The organism is Spartinivicinus poritis (assembly GCF_028858535.1).
Taxonomy (GTDB): domain Bacteria; phylum Pseudomonadota; class Gammaproteobacteria; order Pseudomonadales; family Zooshikellaceae; genus Spartinivicinus; species Spartinivicinus poritis.
The window spans coordinates 1-19499 of record NZ_JAPMOU010000008.1 but is presented as its reverse complement, the minus strand read 5'-3'; the positions used below and the strand labels follow the sequence as shown (position 1 = coordinate 19499).

13 protein-coding genes and 2 tRNA genes are annotated in these 19499 nt (G+C 40.9%); 9 read left to right on the top strand and 6 right to left on the bottom strand.

What is annotated here, in order from left to right; genetic code table 11:
• Positions 1–162: 162 nt before the first annotated feature.
• Positions 163–819 (bottom strand): DUF4360 domain-containing protein, encoded by a 657-nt coding sequence (locus ORQ98_RS08320; protein ID WP_274688334.1) that lies wholly within the window; start codon positions 817–819, stop codon positions 163–165.
• A 78-nt stretch (positions 820–897) separates the two neighbouring features.
• A complete protein-coding gene (locus tag ORQ98_RS08315) occupies positions 898–1581 on the bottom strand; it encodes a DUF4360 domain-containing protein (protein WP_274688333.1) in 684 nt (227 codons plus the stop codon).
• A 486-nt stretch (positions 1582–2067) separates the two neighbouring features.
• Between ORQ98_RS08315 and ORQ98_RS08310 the strand changes: the two genes are divergently transcribed.
• Positions 2068–2565: a YchJ family protein gene (locus ORQ98_RS08310; RefSeq protein WP_274688332.1), complete on the top strand. Its 498-nt coding sequence runs from the start codon at positions 2068–2070 to the stop codon at positions 2563–2565.
• A 247-nt stretch (positions 2566–2812) separates the two neighbouring features.
• On the opposite strand, the gene ORQ98_RS08305 is transcribed toward ORQ98_RS08310, so the two are convergent.
• Positions 2813–3829, bottom strand: a complete 1017-nt coding sequence (locus ORQ98_RS08305; protein ID WP_274688331.1) for a glyceraldehyde 3-phosphate dehydrogenase NAD-binding domain-containing protein — start codon at positions 3827–3829, stop codon at positions 2813–2815.
• Between the two features lie 452 nt (positions 3830–4281).
• On the opposite strand from ORQ98_RS08305, the gene ORQ98_RS08300 reads away from it, so the two are divergent.
• From ORQ98_RS08300 to ORQ98_RS08285, 4 genes are all read left to right on the top strand, one after another.
• Positions 4282–5262 (top strand): TAXI family TRAP transporter solute-binding subunit, encoded by a 981-nt coding sequence (locus ORQ98_RS08300; RefSeq protein ID WP_274688330.1) that lies wholly within the window; start codon positions 4282–4284, stop codon positions 5260–5262.
• A gap of 258 nt (positions 5263–5520) precedes the next feature.
• On the top strand, positions 5521–8199 hold the full coding sequence (locus tag ORQ98_RS08295) for a TRAP transporter permease (protein WP_274688329.1): 2679 nt from the start codon (positions 5521–5523) through the stop codon (positions 8197–8199).
• A gap of 180 nt (positions 8200–8379) precedes the next feature.
• The gene (locus tag ORQ98_RS08290; RefSeq protein ID WP_274688328.1) at positions 8380–8805 is read left to right on the top strand and encodes a universal stress protein; all 426 of its coding nucleotides are present in this window, start codon (positions 8380–8382) and stop codon (positions 8803–8805) included.
• A 286-nt stretch (positions 8806–9091) separates the two neighbouring features.
• Positions 9092–9469 (top strand): DUF3461 family protein, encoded by a 378-nt coding sequence (locus ORQ98_RS08285; protein ID WP_274688327.1) that lies wholly within the window; start codon positions 9092–9094, stop codon positions 9467–9469.
• Between the two features lie 67 nt (positions 9470–9536).
• Here ORQ98_RS08285 and dinB read toward each other — a convergent pair whose 3' ends face one another.
• The gene (gene dinB, locus ORQ98_RS08280; RefSeq protein ID WP_274688326.1) at positions 9537–10643 is read right to left on the bottom strand and encodes a DNA polymerase IV; all 1107 of its coding nucleotides are present in this window, start codon (positions 10641–10643) and stop codon (positions 9537–9539) included.
• 235 nt (positions 10644–10878) lie between these two features.
• On the opposite strand from dinB, the gene ORQ98_RS08275 reads away from it, so the two are divergent.
• A complete protein-coding gene (locus ORQ98_RS08275) occupies positions 10879–11553 on the top strand; it encodes a response regulator transcription factor (RefSeq protein ID WP_274688325.1) in 675 nt (224 codons plus the stop codon).
• Between the two features lie 24 nt (positions 11554–11577).
• On the opposite strand, the gene ORQ98_RS08270 is transcribed toward ORQ98_RS08275, so the two are convergent.
• Positions 11578–15123, bottom strand: a complete 3546-nt coding sequence (locus ORQ98_RS08270; RefSeq protein WP_274688324.1) for a hybrid sensor histidine kinase/response regulator — start codon at positions 15121–15123, stop codon at positions 11578–11580.
• Positions 15124–15305: 182 nt separating this feature from the next.
• Here ORQ98_RS08270 and ORQ98_RS08265 point away from each other — a divergent pair, with 182 nt between their 5' ends.
• Entirely contained in the window at positions 15306–15893 is a 588-nt protein-coding gene (locus tag ORQ98_RS08265) for an endonuclease dU (protein WP_274688323.1), read from the top strand.
• A gap of 43 nt (positions 15894–15936) precedes the next feature.
• Here ORQ98_RS08265 and ORQ98_RS08260 read toward each other — a convergent pair whose 3' ends face one another.
• Complete coding sequence (locus tag ORQ98_RS08260) at positions 15937–18795, bottom strand: response regulator (protein ID WP_274688322.1); 2859 nt, start codon at positions 18793–18795, stop codon at positions 15937–15939.
• A 233-nt stretch (positions 18796–19028) separates the two neighbouring features.
• Between ORQ98_RS08260 and ORQ98_RS08255 the strand changes: the two genes are divergently transcribed.
• Positions 19029–19105: transfer RNA gene (locus tag ORQ98_RS08255), tRNA-Met, on the top strand.
• Positions 19106–19420: 315 nt separating this feature from the next.
• Positions 19421–19497: transfer RNA gene (locus ORQ98_RS08250), tRNA-Met, on the top strand.
• Positions 19498–19499: the final 2 nt, after the last annotated feature.

Sequence of the window (19499 nt, the reverse complement as noted above, 5' to 3'; positions counted from 1 at the left end):
GCGAATGATTTTTAGGCTTTGTTACCATCACTCTTCACCCCAGTCATTTAGTTTACTAAACTCCTGGGGCTTCACCGTTCAGTGGCCTCGCCTAAATTATCCTTCGCTGTGAGTATATACCTGTTAAATTTACACCTAGAAGTGAATCGTGACTGGTATATCTCAACTGTTACAGCGTTTCCACTTCAAACCGTAACGATGGGTTAACTTACCCTCAACACTATCCAGCCCCACAACCCCTTCTGCATTAGACCCTGCCGTATGCGTTTTTTTCAGATTTAACTGAGTGGTTAATACCACAGGTGCCGTAGCGCCACAATCAGACCAGACAAAAGATTCCACATCTAAACTGTCTGATACAGTAAAGTCTCGATTAATCGGACCACGCACTGAGCGGTTTAAGGTTGCCTCGGATAGCTCTCCTTGAAAGTGATAGCGGCTGACAAAAGTACCATTAATGCCACTATCAAGATCAGCATAGCCACGGTAATTAGCATCAACTATGCTATAGGAATAACCGCTGGGCACAGCTAACTCAACCCTTAACTCACAATTTTTCCGCTTATCATGGCGCGCAAACCCATCACCGATACCCGCAACATAATTATCAAAAGAAATACCAAAATTTAAACCACTTTTCGCTACCGATGTGGCAATGGAGTTTTGTGGGCAACCAGACCCACCATAAATAATACCTTTAACTTTTACTTGACCTTCAGGGGGGGTAACATATTCAAAATCAGTTGCTTGTGCACTCTGTCCGGCAACCAAAAATGCACTGCAGATAAGGCCTACTCTTAATGATTTTATTGTTAGCATTATTAATTCCTTGCAAATTCCTTTTAAGCCTATCTGCCATTAATTTTAGCTAAACGCAGCACGATAGACTGTTTTACTTTATTCAAAAGTACCCGCTACTTCTCCACAACGACGCCAAACCAAGCCATACTCCTGAGTCAGCTTACCTTCAACACTATCAACACCGATTGTACCACCCGCCTCTGGTGCTGCTACAGGTGTCGCATTTAAACGAATTTGCGTATTGAGTACCACAGGTGCAGTGGCTCCACAGTCAGACCATACATAAGATTCGAGATCCAGCGTGTCATCATAGGCAAAGTCTTTATCCACCTGCCCCCGAATAGTCTTCGAAAAACCAGCTTCCAGTAATTCTCCCTGAAAGCGATAACGCGATTTAAGCGTACCAACTACTCCTTTATCTAACTCGGCATAACCGCGATAAATAATATCGGCAATTGCATAGGAATAACCAGAAGGGATGCGTAAGTTAATCCTTAGTTCGCAGTATTTTCTTTTATCTGCTCGATTATATCCGTCACCAATACCCGCAATATATTGATCAAAAGACACACCAAAATTTAACCCGTTCGGTGCTATCGAAGTACCAACTGTACCATTAGGGCAACCAGTACCACCGTAAACAATATCCTCTATATAAACTGAGTTTTCCGGAGGATCTTCCAAAGATATCGCTGGATTTGCCGATGCAGAAATAACAGGTAGTAACGCAAAGGTACAAATGGATGCTCCAAATAAGTGAGCTAAATATTTTTTTTCCATTGGATACAAAGTCCTTTTAAAAGCTAAATTACTTCATAACTGTTTTATGCAATAAAACTAGCCCGAATATTTCACCAGACCATAAAATCCTTGATATCTGGTGAAATATTCGAGCTAGGGCGTTTCGAATCTAGCACCTCACCTAATAAATCACAATAAAAAATTCACTAAAATTCATGTTATTATTGTCAAACATTATTTAAAAAATGAGCGAACCAATGGGCACCTCTAATAATTGTTTACTGTCTCTGGCCTTCTGGTAAATTCGCAATCAAGGCGTTGATTTGAAGGCATGCTGGTGGCCTGTTGAAAAGCAACAACACCGAGTGCGGGTTTACCAGAAGGCCCTGAAAGGCGCTGCCTGACGAGCTCTTGCACTGTGTTGCCTTGCTTGGAAAGGCAACCAGCCTTACACTTCACAAGCCGCCTTGTTCAAGACCCCGTCAGCTTGCGCAGAGACTATAAACAATTATTAGAGGTGCCCCAATGAATAACCCTGCATCATGCCCTTGCGGAAGCAATCAAGACTTTATCAATTGCTGCCAACCATTGATTGAAGGTAGTCAACCTGCTGCAACAGCTGAACAGCTAATGCGCTCTCGTTATTCAGCCTATGTGGTAAATGCATTGGATTATTTAATTGCTACTACCCACCCCCAACAACAAGCAAGCTTAAAGAAAGAGTCGATAAAATCCTGGGCCGACCAATGCCAGTGGGTGAAGCTGGAAGTGAATAAAGTGTGGGCTGGACAAGCTGCCGATGAGGTAGGTGAAGTTTCTTTTAATGCTTATTATCAACTGACCAGCAATCCAAAAACTCAGGTATTATCTGAAAACTCGCGATTTGTAAAAATTGATCAACGCTGGTACTACATTGATCCAACTGCACCATTTAAAGTACAAACAAAAATTAATCGTAATGCTCCATGTCCTTGCGGTAGCGGCAAAAAATATAAAAAATGTTGTTTACAACAAAACGTCTAAACAGACTTTATTGATTTTAGTTACCTCCACTTAAAAACTGTAGAAATATCCAAACTCACTCGGATATTTCTGCAAATCGCAAACCTGTAAAATACGCTATTTAAGGGCACTTCTAATAATTATTTGCTGTCCCTGGCCTTCTGGTAAATTCGCAATCAAAATCAACAGCACTGAGTGGGGGTTTACCAGAAGGCGCTGCCTGATGGGATCTTGCACAGAGGCCATCAGCAATTATTATGAGGTACCCTTAAGTAACAACTGGCTGGCTTGTTGTTGCTGCGCCCACTTTTCGGACTAACTCCATTAACCGGTGCGCATACATCCATTGCTCATCTGCCCATAGGGTCAAACTAACCATCTCACTACCTACCACTTGTGTAGCTGCTGCTTCCAGGCTGACAGAATAAGGCTGTTGCCATAGGTCGTTTACCCATAAAGACTCATGACTGACAGACAACAGTTGTCGGTAGCGTCCTCTCGCCGCTTTATCCAGCAAACTATTCACTTCTGCGACGGTCGTTTTGCACTCAACCAGAAAAGTACCGTGCACTTGTGATAGCTTTGCACTCGGTAAAAAATGTGCACTTGCAGCAAGTTGATGTTTAAAGCCAGGAAAAACTGATAACAGTTCATCTGCTAGCCAAGTAGGCTGACTGTAAACCGAGGCTTCTTCATAACTCAGACGGTGTTTAAAGTGCTGAGGTGACAAGTGATGGCTTACCGTATTATTTCCAGGCTGATAGTAAAAAGACGCATATTTTATTCCCAGCCCATTAAGCAGTACATTAAATACTGGGGCGACCATATGACAACTGGCTGACAGGGCCGAGATAAGTGAGTGATCATGAGGTGAATACAAATGGTCATTAACCCCCATGACTAATGCCAATACCTGTTCAACTGGACGAGTTAATATTGCTTTGGGTAACAGCATTTTCAAAGCATGCAAGCTAACTTCTTCAGGCCAAGGCTCAGCCACCAAGACAATATCTACTCCGAGCTTTCGCCAAGGAATTTCAGATATTTTGGCAAATTGAGTACAGGCAACAGAGGTGTTATCAATTCTGATCGCTTTTTCTTCAGCTGCTATCGACTTTTGCCAGCAGCCACGGCTACTATCCTGTTTGAGCATCCAAGCAACCTGCTCAGGGGTAACCGAAGCATCATTAACTAATACAAATTCGACTTCAGGCCACTCCCAGGCTGCTCTAATTGCCAGTCGGCTTAGGCCATTAAACCCATATATTCCAACCTTCACCGCCATGGTTTATGCTTTTCACCCCACATTTTTACTTCCCGATTTTTGTCCACAATTAAACCACCCTCTCACCCATTGTGGAGCGGTATCTTAAGCAAGTTTCTGTTAAAAAGAAAACGATTGAATTATATTCAAAAAGGTCAGCGCTATTAGCCTGTTCAATTAATCAGCAAAAAATATTACTTGGCCACTAATTAGGCCTAACTACCTTGATTTTAAGTATTTTTCATCATGTGATAGCAATTAAAATCATTTATGTAGGTAAAAATACTTATAGTTATACGGGGTATTTGGTAATTAAATTGTTCCTTTTTTGTCAAACAGGCTGCAATTGACAAGGACTTGACTATAGTTAAAGCCGTATTTGTATAGTCAATGCGCCACTGTTTTAACAAAAAAACAACCAATATACCTGTTTCAAGGTATACCTACATAAAAGTAAAAGAGACGAGGTAAACATGTCCGTACTGAAAAAACTTTCCTATGGTTTAGTGGGTGTTAGCTTAAGCGTAGTGGGCATATCAGCAAGCCATGCTGCTGAACAACAATTTATTACCATCGGTACTGGTGGTGTTACTGGCGTGTATTACCCTACTGGTGGTGCTATTTGTCGTTTAGTTAACAAGGGCCGCAAAGAGCATGGTATTCGTTGCTCTGTTGAAAGTACTGGTGGTTCCATCTACAACCTTAATACTATGCGTGCTGGTGAGCTGGATTTAGGGGTTGTACAATCTGATTGGCAGTATCACGCCTACAACGGTAGCAGCCAATTTAAAGATCAAGGTGCTTACAAAGATTTACGTGCCGTGTTCTCTTTACATGTAGAAGCTTTTACAGTAGTTGCACGAAAAGACGCTAATATTAAGAACTTTGCTGATTTAAAAGGCAAGCGGGTTAATATTGGTAACCCAGGTTCTGGTCAACGCGCCAACATGGAAGTGTTGATGAAGCAGTACGGTTGGAACAAAAAAGCTTTCTCTTTAGTGTCTGAATTAAAGTCAGCTGAGCAAGCAAAAGCCCTATGTGACAACAAAATTGATGCATTTGTGTTTGTCGCTGGCCACCCTAGTGGATCCATCAAAGAAGCGACTACCACTTGTGACACCACAATTGTTCCCGTTCAAGGTAAAGAAATCGACAAATTGGTAGCTGACAACAGCTATTATGCGAAAACTGTGATTCCTGGCGGCTTATATGCTGGCAATGACAAAGATATTCCTACCTTTGGTGTCGCAGCTACGCTGGTTAGCTCAACTAAAACCAAGCCAGAAGTAGTATACAATTTAGTTAAAGCTGTTTTTAATAACTTCACTGACTTTACTTCTCTACACCAAGCTTTCTCTCACCTGAATAAAGAAAGCATGGTCACTGACGGACTGTCTGCACCACTGCACGAAGGTGCTAAAAAGTACTTTAAAGAAGCCGGTTTAATTAAATAAATTCGGCTATTTTATGAGTTAGCCTGAAAGCATCATTTAGATGCCACAAACCTGGGTATGTCATGAAGTGCATTAGTCCAAAGCGTTTAATGTTATTTCTTTAGATACCCAGGACTAAAATATAGCGGCTAAATATGAAAATTTTATTATCTTTATATAAAGCAGCTGTTAGTTTATGTGGCATCTCCCTGTGCTGCTGTCAATGGCTCAGCAGCCCTACCAGCTTGTTCTCTTTCGTATCTAAAGGCAAAAATTGATATGACTTCGAAAGACCAGGATCTTCCTCTAGACCAAAATCTAGAGCAAATGATCGCCGAAGCTGATAGTGGAGCCAGAGCACCAAGAGGAATTCCTGCTTATGTGCTGTTACTGGTCCCTATCTGTTGGTCGCTATTCCAGTTATGGATTGCTTCCCCGTTACCCAGCGGCATTAATACGTTTATATACAATAATATAACCCAAGACTTCAGTTTTGGCTTATTTAACAGCACCGAGTCACGTGCTATCCACTTAGGTTTTGCGCTATTTTTAGCCTTTACCGCCTATCCCGCATTCAAGCGTTCACCACGTTACTACATCCCTATCCAAGATTGGTTTTTTGCCCTGGTTGGGGTCGCATGTACTCTTTACTTGGTCGTGTTCAAAGATGATTTAGCCAACCGTGCGGGGGCACCAACAACAGCTGACTTAGTAACAGCTGGTATTGGCATGCTGCTGTTACTAGAGGCAACCCGCCGTGCACTTGGGCCACCTTTAATGATTGTTGCGGGTGTATTTTTGGTTTACACCTTTGCCGGCCCTTATATGCCAGATGTTATCGCCTACAAAGGTGCCAGCTTACAAAAAGCGCTCTCCCATTTCTGGATTACGTCAGAAGGTGTATTTGGGGTCGCCTTAGGCGTTGCTACCGATTTCGTATTTTTATTTGTTCTTTTTGGTGCATTGCTTGATCGCGCTGGTGCAGGCAGTTACTTTATTCAAGTTGCCTTTTCACTGCTAGGGCACTTGAAAGGCGGTCCTGCCAAAGCAGCTGTCGTTTCTTCTGGTTTAAGTGGCATTGTCTCCGGTTCATCTATTGCCAATGTGGTAACTACCGGTACCTTCACTATTCCCTTGATGAAACGAGTCGGCTTCCCGGCCAGCAAAGCTGGTGCAATTGAAGTGGCTGCTTCTACTAATGGTCAGCTTACACCACCAGTTATGGGGGCCGCAGCCTTTTTGATGGTGGAGTATGTAGGTATTGATTATATAGAAGTCATCAAGCATGCTATTTTGCCTGCATTAATTTCTTATATTGCCCTGTTTTACATTGTTCACCTTGAAGCACTGAAAGCCGGCATGGAAGGGTTACCAAGACCTTACAAACCAACCCTCGTGCAATCACTGCTGACGTTTATAGGTACCATTCTTGGTCTGTGTGTACTAAGCCTGATTGTGTACTATGGCATTGGCTGGTCTAAGTCATTACTGGGTGATGCAGCTATCTGGGTCATTGGGGCTATCACATTTATTGCTTATGTCGCACTAGTGGCTTATTCCACTAAATACCCCGCCCCTCATTTAGACAACCCAGATCAGGATGTCATTGAAATGCCGCCTGTTGGCCCTACTGTCAAAAGCGGCCTGTACTTTCTATTACCTATAGTGATTTTGGTTTGGTGCTTAACTGTTGAGCGTTTATCTGCCTCTTTATCTGCTTTTTGGGCAACCGTCTTTATGATTTTTATAGTGGTTACCCACCGGCCAATGAAGGTATTTTTTGCTCACAAGCGCGAAGCAAAAGCATCATCTGCAGCCACCAATGCTAGTAATTACGCTAAAGAGCTTCGAGAGAATACCAAGCTTGGCTTTAGCGACTTAATGCTTGGCTTTGCAACTGGTGCACGCAACATGATCGGCATTGGTGTGGCGACTGCAGCAGCAGGTATTATCGTAGGTGTTGTAACCTTAACCGGTATTGGTCAAAAGCTAACTGAGGTGATTGGGTTACTTTCTCAAGGTAGCATTTTATTAGTACTGATATTTACTGCCATTATTAGCCTTATATTAGGTATGGGCTTGCCTACAACCGCCAACTATATTGTTGTATCAAGCTTAATGGCACCTGTCATTGTGTCCTTAGGTGCTGAAAACGGCTTAATTGTGCCACTGATTGCTGTGCACTTATTTGTGTTCTATTTTGGGATATTAGCTGATGATACACCTCCTGTAGGGCTTGCAGCTTATGCAGCAGCAGCTATTGCCCAAAGCGATCCAATTAAAACCGGTATTCAAGGTTTTATCTATGATATTCGCACCGCTATCCTGCCCTTTATGTTTATTTTTAACACACAATTGTTGTTAATAGACATTGGCGGTCCATTGGATCTGACACTGGTTATACTGAGCGCACTAGGGGCTATGCTGGTTTTCTCTGCCGCTACCCAAGGGTATTGGTTTGTGAAAAACCGTTGGTATGAAACCGTTGGTTTATTGCTGGTTGCCTTTACTTTGTTCCGCCCAGGCTTCTGGTGGGACTATCTCTACGAGCCAACTAACTTGATCCCTGCCAAAGAAATCTACCAAATGGCAGAGCAAGCAGGTGAAGGGAAAGACCTTCGACTGAGAGTCGGCGGTGAAACCATTGATGGCAAACATAAAGAAAAAACCGTTCTGTTACGTTTACCAAAAGGTGAAAGTGGTGAGGAAATGATTCGAGCCAGTGGTTTAGAACTACTCATTGACGACGAAAAAGGAACGGTTACGGTTGACTCAATTGATTTTAGCTCGGCTATTGGCAGACAAGGTGTCGACTTCGACTGGCAAATTATGCACATTGAGCAAGAAAATACTGAGCGACCAAATAAGCAGTGGATGTTTATCCCCGCATTGTTACTGCTCGGTGGTATTTTCTTAATGCAACGCCGCCGAAAACAGAATCAGCCAGCAACTGCTTAAACATTTTTCATAGCAGTAAATAAAACATGGCCAGACTTTGTTGCCCTCAAGCAATAAAGTCTGGCTTTTAAATGACACATGTCATTGCAGAAGTTTTTCTACTTTGACAATCTCACTACCCTCGTGAGTGAGGTGCCACTTGCATCAAACCGACAAAAAGGTAGTTTTTCAAGGTGTCCTATGTATAAAAATATCTTACTCCCTGTCGACTTAAATGAAACTGCGCTAGCTCAAAAAGCAATCGATACCGCCATTTTCCTTGCCCAGTCGAATAATGCCACTTTACATCTGTTCACTGTAATTCCTGGCTTTAACATGCCAATCGTATCAAATCACTTTCCAACAGAAGTGATGCGAGAAGCATTAGCTGACTTAAAAGCTCGACTAAAAGAGTATGCAAAACAGCAACTACCAGAAGGGGTCAATTACGAAGTCGATGTAGCTGAAGGTAAAGCTTATAAAAAAATTCTTAAAAAAATCAGCCAAAGCGATATCGATCTGGTCGTCATTGCCACTCATAACAGCAAGCTAAATCACTTTTTCCTTGGCTCAGTAACTGCTAAAGTAGTAGAGCATTGCAACACTAGCATACTTGTTATTAAGTAATTACTTGCTTTTCATCTTTATCTAATAGAAACTACTGCCCTTGCTGCAAAAAGATAGCAGTAGTTTCTTCATAAAACACTTATGACTGCGCCCTAGTTGATAAGTATATTCCTCGTAAATACCCTCCTCTAATAACAACTTACTAGCTAAACTTACCTACGTTATAAGTACCCCTAGCATTCACGCCAAAGGATTTTTCGTATTAGTCCGGAGTGACAAAAGACTATCAGGCAGTACACTTATTAAGGGCAACTTTAGTAATTTAGCAATTAGATCAGGTAGAGTTATGTACGAGCATTTAAAAAGCATGGGCATTACAGCCATCGAAAATATCGATCGCTATAGCCTTCGTTCAGAAGCAGAATACGATATACTTAAAATTTACTACAAAAAAGAAAAAGGCTCATTATTTGCCCGTAGTGAAAAATTTAAGTACCCCCGCCAAAAGAAAACAGTATTGGTTGATAGCGGTACCCACAAATATAAAGATGTCACAGAAATTTCGCCTATTTTAAGGCATGTTGTTGATGAATTAGATCAAGTCACCAAGCATGACAAAGAAATAATTGATCACAAGAAGAAAATTCTTCAAGACTTAAAACACCTAGAAAAGGTCGTTAGCAATAAAATCACCGAAATCGAAGAGCAGCTTAAACACCTGTAACTACACATTTTGGTAATATTATTCAGATCTTTTTGCGCAAGACACCGGCTTAGCCACTAAGCGGGTGTCATTGTTTCTCAGAAAACCCTTTTAGTGGAAACAACTCCAACTGCTCAACAGGGTTCCTTTCATACAAGTCAATTAAACCTACCCCAATACCCAGCAACCTTACTGGCTTTTTACCTCTTTGAAATGCACTAGAGAATAGTCTTTGATAATCACCAACAGTGAGCACTTCTTGTATAGATTGAGGCTGACAAGCTTCTGCTAATGTGGTTTGAGTAAAATCATGAAACTTAACCTTTACTAGTCGTTTACCAATGGCATACCCCTCTTCCAGCTTAGGAACCAGCCTTACTTCTAAGTCTGCCAGTAATGCTGGAATCTGTGTCTGGATGGCTGACCAATCGACTAGATCATCAGGATAAGTGTGCTCTATGCTGAGTGACTTACGCCGTCTAACAGACTGCACTTGCCGGTGATCAATCCCTTGCGCTAGTTCATATAAACGCTCACCAAATACACCAAACTTATTAATTAACGTATCCAGCGAAAACTGTTGCAAATCTCCACAAGTTGCAATTCCCATTGTACTCAACTTTGTTGCTGTCACTTTACCTACCCCATATATTTTATTCACTGGCAGTTTTAAAACAAACTCAGCTACTTGGTTTGGTGCAATAACAAACAAGCCATTCGGCTTACGCCAATCACTGGCAATTTTGGCTAAAAACTTATTGGGTGCGACCCCTGCCGAGATTGTAATATGTTGCGTGTCGTACACTCGCTGGCGAATTTCTTCTGCAATCAGTGTGGCACTGCCTTTACAATAAGTGCTATTGGACACATCTAAAAATGCCTCATCTAACGAGAGGGGCTCAACTAAGTCGGTATACTCATGAAAAATTGCCTGAATAGAGCCAGATATCTCACGATAATACGACATTCGTGGTTTTATAATAATCAGCTCAGGGCACAGTTTTTTCGCATAGGCAGAGGCAATTGCTGAACGCACCCCATATTGGCGCGCCTCATAATTACAGGTTGCAATGACCCCTCGTTTCTCTGGAGCCCCACCGACAGCAACTGGCTTTCCTGTGAGTCGCGGATTATCTCTTACCTCTATAGCGGCAAAAAAACAATCACAATCTAAATGAATAATTTTCCGTTGCACTACACTTGTTACCAGCTGATAGGTTTCCGATAAGCTGTTGCAAAGTCAAACCAATACCCACTACTATCTATTTTCTAAAATAAAACGCATAATGCCTTTAAAAGGGCCACCCTGATAGTTGTTAGGGGTGCCCTAAAGTCTATAAGTAGTAACCTTTGTATATTAAGCTTACCATAGCAAAACTCACTACCCATGGACTAACTGGCGATAGGACACGATATTAGAGGTAAGAAGGATGATAACTCCTTATACAATTGCCATTGCAGATGACCATCCTTTATTCAGGTCTGCGTTAAAGCAAGCCTTAAGCCAAGGTTTTCCAGAGGCAAAATTACTAGAAGCAGACTCAATGTTAAGCCTGCAAACATTAGTGCGCCAATGTCAAAATTTAGATTTAATTTTATTAGACTTGATGATGCCTGGCGCTGATGGTTTGTCAGGACTTATTTATTTGCGCAGCCACCACCCTGCCATTCCTATTGCTGTTGTCTCTGCATCCGAGGATCACAGTGTTATCCAACAAGTAATGAACCAAGGAGCTGCAGGGTTTATTCCCAAGTCAGCGCCCTTACCTTTGATTAATAAAGCCCTGACTTGTATTTTTAATGGCGAAATATGGCTTCCTGAGCAATACACCAACCAGCCCACTAACACTAATCCAGAGCTACATAACTTAACAGATAAGCTCGCCTCCCTCACTCCTCAGCAATATCGAGTGCTGATAATGATGACAGAGGGTTTATTGAACAAACAAATTGCTTTTGATCTAGGGGTTTCTGAAGCGACTATTAAAGCCCATGCTACTGCTATTTTTAAAAAGCTAAATGTTCGTAATCGCACCCAAGCCGTCATTTTAATGAAGCAACTGGCAATCAAACTACCTGAACTTAATACTGCAAATGCCTCCTAACGGGGGCATTTAAGTCTGCTGGTTTCAGTCTACGGTCAGTGCTGCTTCTGCTTCCATCAATTGTTTAGCCATTAAAGCACGAAGTGCCGCAGGTTTAACCGGTTTAGCTAAATAACCAATCCCTTTACTTTTTGTCCGCTGTATCACGCCTTCATCATTATCAGCCGTAATCAAAATAGCAGGAATAGCTTGTTGATAGTGTTCCCACAACTTATCCACGACTTTCAAACCGTTAGTGGAATCTGCCAAATGGTAGTCAACTAAAATCAGGTCAGGTGCAAAGTCAGATTCACTTTCCAGCTCTTCTTGTAACAGTGGCCAGTTAGGTGCTGCAACTGTCTTCAAGCCCCACTTTTCTAATAGCCCCATCATTCCTTCTAAAATTAATAAGTCATTATCAACACAAATGACTTGCTTACCTGCCAATGTATTAGCCCAATTATTAGGAGAAGTGCTTTGAGAAGGCAAAGTAGTAACACATTGAGCTTGTATTGGCACTTCAACTGTAAATACAGTGCCTTTATTAACCCATGAGTCTACAGATAAATTATGCTCTAACACTGTAGCAATTCTTTTTGCAATCGCTAAGCCTAGCCCTAAGCCTTCTGCCTGTTCATGCTGTTGGTGATTAAGCTGCTTAAACTCTTCAAAAATAATATCCCGCTGATGATCTGCAATACCCACCCCATTATCCCATACTTGTAAGCTGAGCATTGCACCCTGTCGTCTCGCACCAAGCAGTACGCGGCCTCGGGAGTAACGAAAAGCATTGGTTAAATAGTTCTGCAACACCCGTCGTAATAGTCGTTTATCACTGTAAATACAACTGTGACAAACAACAACCGTAAAATCTATCTGCTTTTCTTGCGCCATTGCAGAAAACTCGATGGTTAACTCCTGAAATAACTCAGCCAAACTAAACACGTTTTTGTTAGCTGTTGTTACCCCCGCATCCAGTTTTGAAATATCCAACAAGTCATATAAAATACCTTCTGCACTTTTTAACGCACTATCCAAATGATTCGCTGTTTGCTCATATTCAGTGTCTTTTAACTGTTGAGTTAACATAGCAGCAAATAGACGAGCTGCATTTAAAGGCTGCATTAAGTCATGGCTGGCTGCGGCTAAAAACCGTGTTTTACTATGATTAGCTTGTTCTGCTTCTGCTTTAGCCTGCATTAGGGCAAGATTAAGTTTAGATAATTCCTCTGTGCGCTGTTGTACTCTTATTTCCAGTGACTCATTGGTTTCCTTTAATACCTGCTCTGCACGTCGGAAAGGTGTAATATCCGTATAAGTAGAAACAAATCCGCCACCAAACAATGGATTGATTTGCACCTCTATTACAGTGCCATTATCCCAGCACAATTCAATTCGATGAGGGAGCCCCTTCTTAAAGTAGTTCAGTCGGCTGATCAGATAATCTTCTACTTCCACAGGGCCGCATAACCCTCTAGCAGCATTATAACGAATAACCTCTGCAACTGATTTACCCACATGAATAAAGCTTTCTGGGTAATCAAAAATTTCTAAATAACGACTGTTCCAGACTACTAAACACAGGTCTTTATCAAGCACGGTAATACCTTGGCTGATATTCTCTATGGCCACATGCAACATTTCCCGACTAAAGTGAATGGCTGCAGAGGCTTCATCTACAATCATTGCTACATCAGATAAATAAATATGTTGTCGCTTAGTGGCCAAATCGAGAATTAAGCGTGCAGTGGCAGAACCAATGTAACTGGCTAGCAGTCGTTCAGTATGGGCAACCAGCTCTACAGAGGCTGGATGGCTTAAGCTCAATTTTTCATGATTAATAGCTTCAAAAAACTGAAAACTGGCATTTGCTTTTTCTTCTCCAACAAACCGTGCAGCTAATGCCAATAAATCACTAGAGCTGACTTTACTGGTTTGCATTTTTGGAGGCAGCCACTTGTTTGTATTTTGTTCTAGCAAACAGAGTGGTGAATGTATGCGCTCACTGACAACAGATATAGAAAACCATGACCCTAATAAAAAGCCAAATAAATTCACCATTAAACTCACTAAAATGCCATGATTTAATGGATCTAAAGAGGAATAAAATAAAAACTGATCAGGGTCCAACCAAGTATGCTGCACCAATTCAAGCCACCAATGAGTCTCCGCGGTGCTCCCCTGCCTCAAAAACAATGGTAAAATTAAGGTATAAAACCAGGTCAATGCTCCCAATGACAAACCAATAATGACACCCTTTTTATTTGCTTTATGCCAATAAATGATGCCAATCAATGCTGGAGCCAACTGACCTATCCCAGCGAGAGAAATTAATCCAATGGATGCTAACGTTTCTACTTTGCCCAGTGAAATTTGAAATATAAAAGCCAACAACAAAATAAGTACGATTGCCACACGCCGGGTATTAAGCAATAAACGATTCATTGCCAGTGGCTGATGCTGGTTATTCACTCGGCTACGTAATACTTGATTTCGCAACAACAGAGGATTAACCAAGTCATTACTTATCATGGTACTTAACGCAATGGTTGCCATAATAACCATACTAATGGCAGCAGAGGAGCCACCTATGAAGCCTACCAACGACAGTTGCTCATAACCTAATGCCATTGGCAAGCTAATGAGAAATGTATCCGGCGATACTTGACCATCAAAGTACATTGCTCCCGTTAACGCTAACGGGATAATAAACAGTGGAAATAAACATAAATATAGTGGAAACAGCCAACGCGCTCGACGCAAGTCCTGATCAGAAGTATGCTCAACCACCATTACATGAAACTGCTTTGGCAAACAAATGATAGCAACCATTGCTAATAAAACATGACTAGTAAAGGTGACAGGATTAGTTGTTTGTTGAAATAAGTCAGATGTCACCTGGTGAGTTTTAGCCAGTTGCCATACTTCGCTCACGCCTCCATAAATAGAATAGGTAATCACGCCACCCACTAATAAAAAAGCAACCAACTTTAAAATAGACTCGAAAGCAATCGCCACCATCATTCCTGGATGATGTTCAGTCACATCCAGCTGCCGTGTGCCAAATAAAATGGTAAAAATTGCCAGCATAATGGTGATAATTAAAGCCGTTTGGGTTCCCGCTAGATTTTCTGAAGAAGCATGGGCAGTTCCTTCCGTTAAAATCGTATAACCCATCACTATCGACTTTAGTTGCATAGCAATATAAGGCAGGATACTCATCACTGCGAGAAGTGTAACCATTACAGCCAGTGATCTGGACTTGCCGTATCTCAAAGCAATAAAATCGGCAATGGTTGTAATATTTTCAGTTTTGGAAACAGCAATAATTTTTGCGAGTAATGAGTAACCCAAGCAAAAAACTAGAATTGGTCCCAAGTATAATGGTAAAAAAGACCATAAACTCTCTGCGGCTTGCCCTACTGCACCATAAAAACTCCAGGAACTACAGTACACAGCTAAAGACAGGCTATACACCAGCCAACGGTTTTTTGGCCAATGCCTAAACTTACTGTCGCCTAAGTAGGCAATAAAGAATATAAACGACACATATAAAATCGTTATGGTAGCTAGCGACCATCCGGAAATCATTTTCTTAACTATCAGGCTTAAACATGGCCAATATACATAACACAGCTATCTAACAAATCCCAGTAGGTAATAGTCTAACGGGTGCTGATACTTATTTATCGGAGGCACTTGATTCCCATCAGAGTCGGCAAGCTGTTACACTTGTCATCTACCACTTGCGCAACAGTAATTACTCACAATCAATGAAAACGCTTGAACAACTCATCTCATTAAACAAACAAATTCGTGCCATTGGGTTCGATGACGCTCCTTTTGGTAAACACCCACATGAGCAGGTGAATATCAGTGGCATCATCTGCAACAATACACGTTTTGAAGGTATGCTATGGCAAACCATTACCCGCGATGGTTTTGATTCAACTGAAGTTCTAATTGATTGCATAAAAGCGAGTAAATTTTACCCACAAATCAATGTTGTTTTGCTAGATGGTATTGCCTTTGGTGGCTTTAATATTATCGACTTACCTCGTTTAGCCAATGAGCTTGAACGTCCCTGTATTGCTGTAATGAGAAAACAGCCAGACTTAGTGGCAATTAAACAAGCACTACAGAATCTATCTAACTATGAGACACGCTGGCAGCTAATCCAAAACGCTGGAGCAATTCATGCCGTAGCGCCTTTTTATTTTCAAGTACAGGGTACTACGCCAGATACAGCAGCACACGCTTTAGCTAAATTGACAGATCAAGGGCATGTACCTGAAGCGCTACGAATTGCACATTTAATAGGGGCAGCAATAAAAACTGGGGAAAGTAGCCGCCGTGCTTAAGCCATAACGGCGCTACTTTTTTACCATTATTACCAACTGTCGGCTAATGAACAATTTCTTGCTGGCAGCAATATTGATTAATTGCCTGTACGGTTTTCCTGCTAGTTTCAATCAAAGCTGATAAAGTAGCCTCACTCGGTAACTGCTCATCTCTTAACTGATGCTCAATAATAGACGTTACCTGTTGTAATTGTATTGCAGAAAGGTTTGCAGCAACACCTTTCAATGAGTGAGCATCATCTACGGCTTCAGATAAAGCATTAGCGTGGATATTATCAACAATTTTTTCAGCCACTTGCGCATAATCAGCAGTAAACATTTTCAGTAGATTGCAATACATGCCTTGATCACCTGCCAGCCGACTAATCGCATCTTCTACATCAATCAGTGGATATAACTCACCAATTTCGATACTTGAGCTACTAAAATAGGTTTCAGCTGTAGGGCTGTTCTTACCACTATTTTGACTATGGTGCTTATCATGACTAAGGGCTGGCTGTGGCTTTGTTTGAAATACAACGGCTAACTGCTTTTTCAACACTTCCAATAATTGATCTTTTTTTATTGGTTTAGACAAATAATCATTCATGCCCGCAGCTAAACAGCGTTCTCTATCACCTTTCATTGCATTAGCAGTCATTGCAATAATAGGTAGCGAACCAGAACAATGCTCTTGACGTATTTTTTGAGTAGCCTCATAGCCATCCATCACTGGCATTTGTACATCCATAAGTACTACATCAAATGATTCCTTTTCTAACGCTGTAACTGCCTGTTGACCATTGAAAGCAAAAGATAATGCTACACCAGTATCATTTAAAAACTCTTTTACCAATAACTGGTTAATTTTATTATCTTCAACTAATAATACTCTTATGCCTTGCAAGTTTTTCATTTGTTTGGCTTTTGGCTGACTTAATTGTGCTTTAGGGGATAAGCCAATCGCTTGAGTAATGGATTGCCAAAGTCCATAAGTAGTGAAGGGTTTCACCAAAAAATCCTTTGCGCCTACTTGTGCAGCCTGTTGATGCACTTTTTCATTACCAAAGGCGGTTATAACCACAACGGGTAACCGCTGAAAAACTGGAATTAACCGTAAATGCTTAACCAGCTCAATGCCATTCATTTCTGGCATACACCAATCAATAATCAGTAAATCACACATTGGCTGTTTAACCAAATAAGTCAAGGCAGCTGCCGCAGAGTTAAATGTTATGACATCTGCTTTTGTTGACTTTAACATATGCTCCACAACCCCAGTAACCAAAGGATTGTCATCTACCAGAACAATATGTTTATCTGATAATTTCGGCGCTAATTCACTGATTACTTTTGTCACCTCCATCTCTAATGGTAAATAAAAACTAAACTCGCTCCCCTTACCAGGCTCACTAGTTACACTAATCGATCCCCCCATTAACTCAACTAGCCTTTTACAGATACTTAGACCTAACCCCGTTCCGCCAAATTGACGGGTAGTGGAACTATCGGCTTGAGCAAACGCTTGAAATAGCTTATGTTGCTTATCTAGCGGAATACCTACTCCAGTATCACTAACAGAAAACTGGAAATAAGCGCTATTTTCATTACTATATTTATCGTTTTGGTTTTCCTTATCATGTATTGGTTTAGTATATTTTTCTATTTTAACAACTACTTGTCCTTGATCAGTAAACTTAATCGCATTACTAACTAAATTGATGAGTACTTGGTTTAACCTTAAAGGATCGCCAATCAGCTGATGAGATAAATCTGTTTTATCATTAACGATCATTTCAATTTGTTTTTCCTCACACCGACGAGCAAACATATTACATAAAATATCTAGTTGTTTAGTTAAGTCAAAAGGAACTTGATCAATTTCTAGCTTACCTGCTTCAATCTTAGAAAAATCCAAAATATCATTAATAATAAGCAATAATGACTCTGCAGATATTTTTATTTTCCGTATAAAGTCGACCTGTTTTTCATTCAGCCTGGTCTGCAAAATTAACTCTGTAAAACCAAGAATAGCATTCATTGGCGTTCGTATTTCATGACTCATGTTGGCTAAAAAATGGCTTTTTGCCTCAGTAGCGGCTTCTGCTTGAAAGCTTTTTTGTGCCAGCTCACGATTTTTCCGTAAAATAATCAATAACACTAACGTTAATATGGCAACAATAAATGCACTGACTATTATTGTTTCTAAACGCTGATAGTATTGTAGGTTTTCATCATGGTAACTCAGAATTTGATCTAACAAATTCATCATCGAATTATTTTTCAACTTAACTAATTGAGCTTCTTGTAACTCTAAATTTTCAAGCAAAAAACCCGTATAAGAAGCCATTTGCCACAAGCGATTGGATAATGAACGAAATGCTGGCTCATCCGCAGAGCGGGTTAAAAATTGAGTCACCTGTTGTGCTTGCTGCTTAGCTGCAGGCATTAAACGTAACTGGTATAATAATAAGCTACTTGAAAGCTGAACAATATAGGGTGCCAGCTGTTTATGGCCTTTGAGTTGGGTACTTAACTGAGAGTATTGTAAAAACGCCTGGTCAATATCAAGCTTCAAATTATGAAAACGCTTATATTGCTCTAAAAACTCATAGCTAGCTGTTAAAAATTGCTGGTGCTTGGCTTTATCATGCCATTGATCTAAATCATTTACATGCAGCTGATATTGGCTAATGACCTCCTGCAGTTCCTGCAACTGCCGACTTTGGCTATTAATATTACGCTGTTGCTTGGGTGATAGTTGAAGATCTTGAGCCATTAACAAACTCATTTTTCGTTCAACCTGCATTAATAAATCAGCATGCAAGTTGTTTTCATAGCCCAGTCGATGTTTAAACCAGTAGCCAGCCCCTAATGCAATGAACAAACTGACAAGGGCGATATATCCAATCTTATTATTCATAACCTCTTGCTCTATCCATGAGCCCTTCTATCCTTGACCACTTTCCATTTTATACCCTTCGCTTTGGCTATATACAAACTGTGATATGGAACGTCTAAAATAACAACATACTCTATAAATCTAGTGTATTAGTACTAACACCTCACAACTGTTTATTTGCCAAGCAATTTTTTTGTCACAACAGCATTCGTTGACATTTAGCTGTAATGCCTATAGTATAGCTGCCAAATTGATGCGGGGTGGAGCAGTCTGGTAGCTCGTCGGGCTCATAACCCGAAGGTCGTTGGTTCGAATCCAGCCCCCGCTACCATTTAAGTATAAAGCTATCCTATAACGGATGGCTTTTTTTGTTGATAAAAACTTACTCTGTTTTCTTCCCTCTCTTAATTAAAGCTCTTAGATACCTCTAGTTCTTAGATAGTTTTACCGCTTAGCTAGCTTTAATAAAGTCAGTTACATTTCATCACTTAAGTTACATTTGTACTTATCTAAGAACGATACAATCCACTTTAACCACAACTAAGAATTAATACCTACAGCTAGTGGTCCAAATATTCATCATTTATTCAAAAAAGATTGACATTAACATCACCAACCAATATAGTTCGCACCCTCACAGCGTTGGTGCGGGGTGGAGCAGTCTGGTAGCTCGTCGGGCTCATAACCCGAAGGTCGTTGGTTCGAATCCAGCCCCCGCTACCATT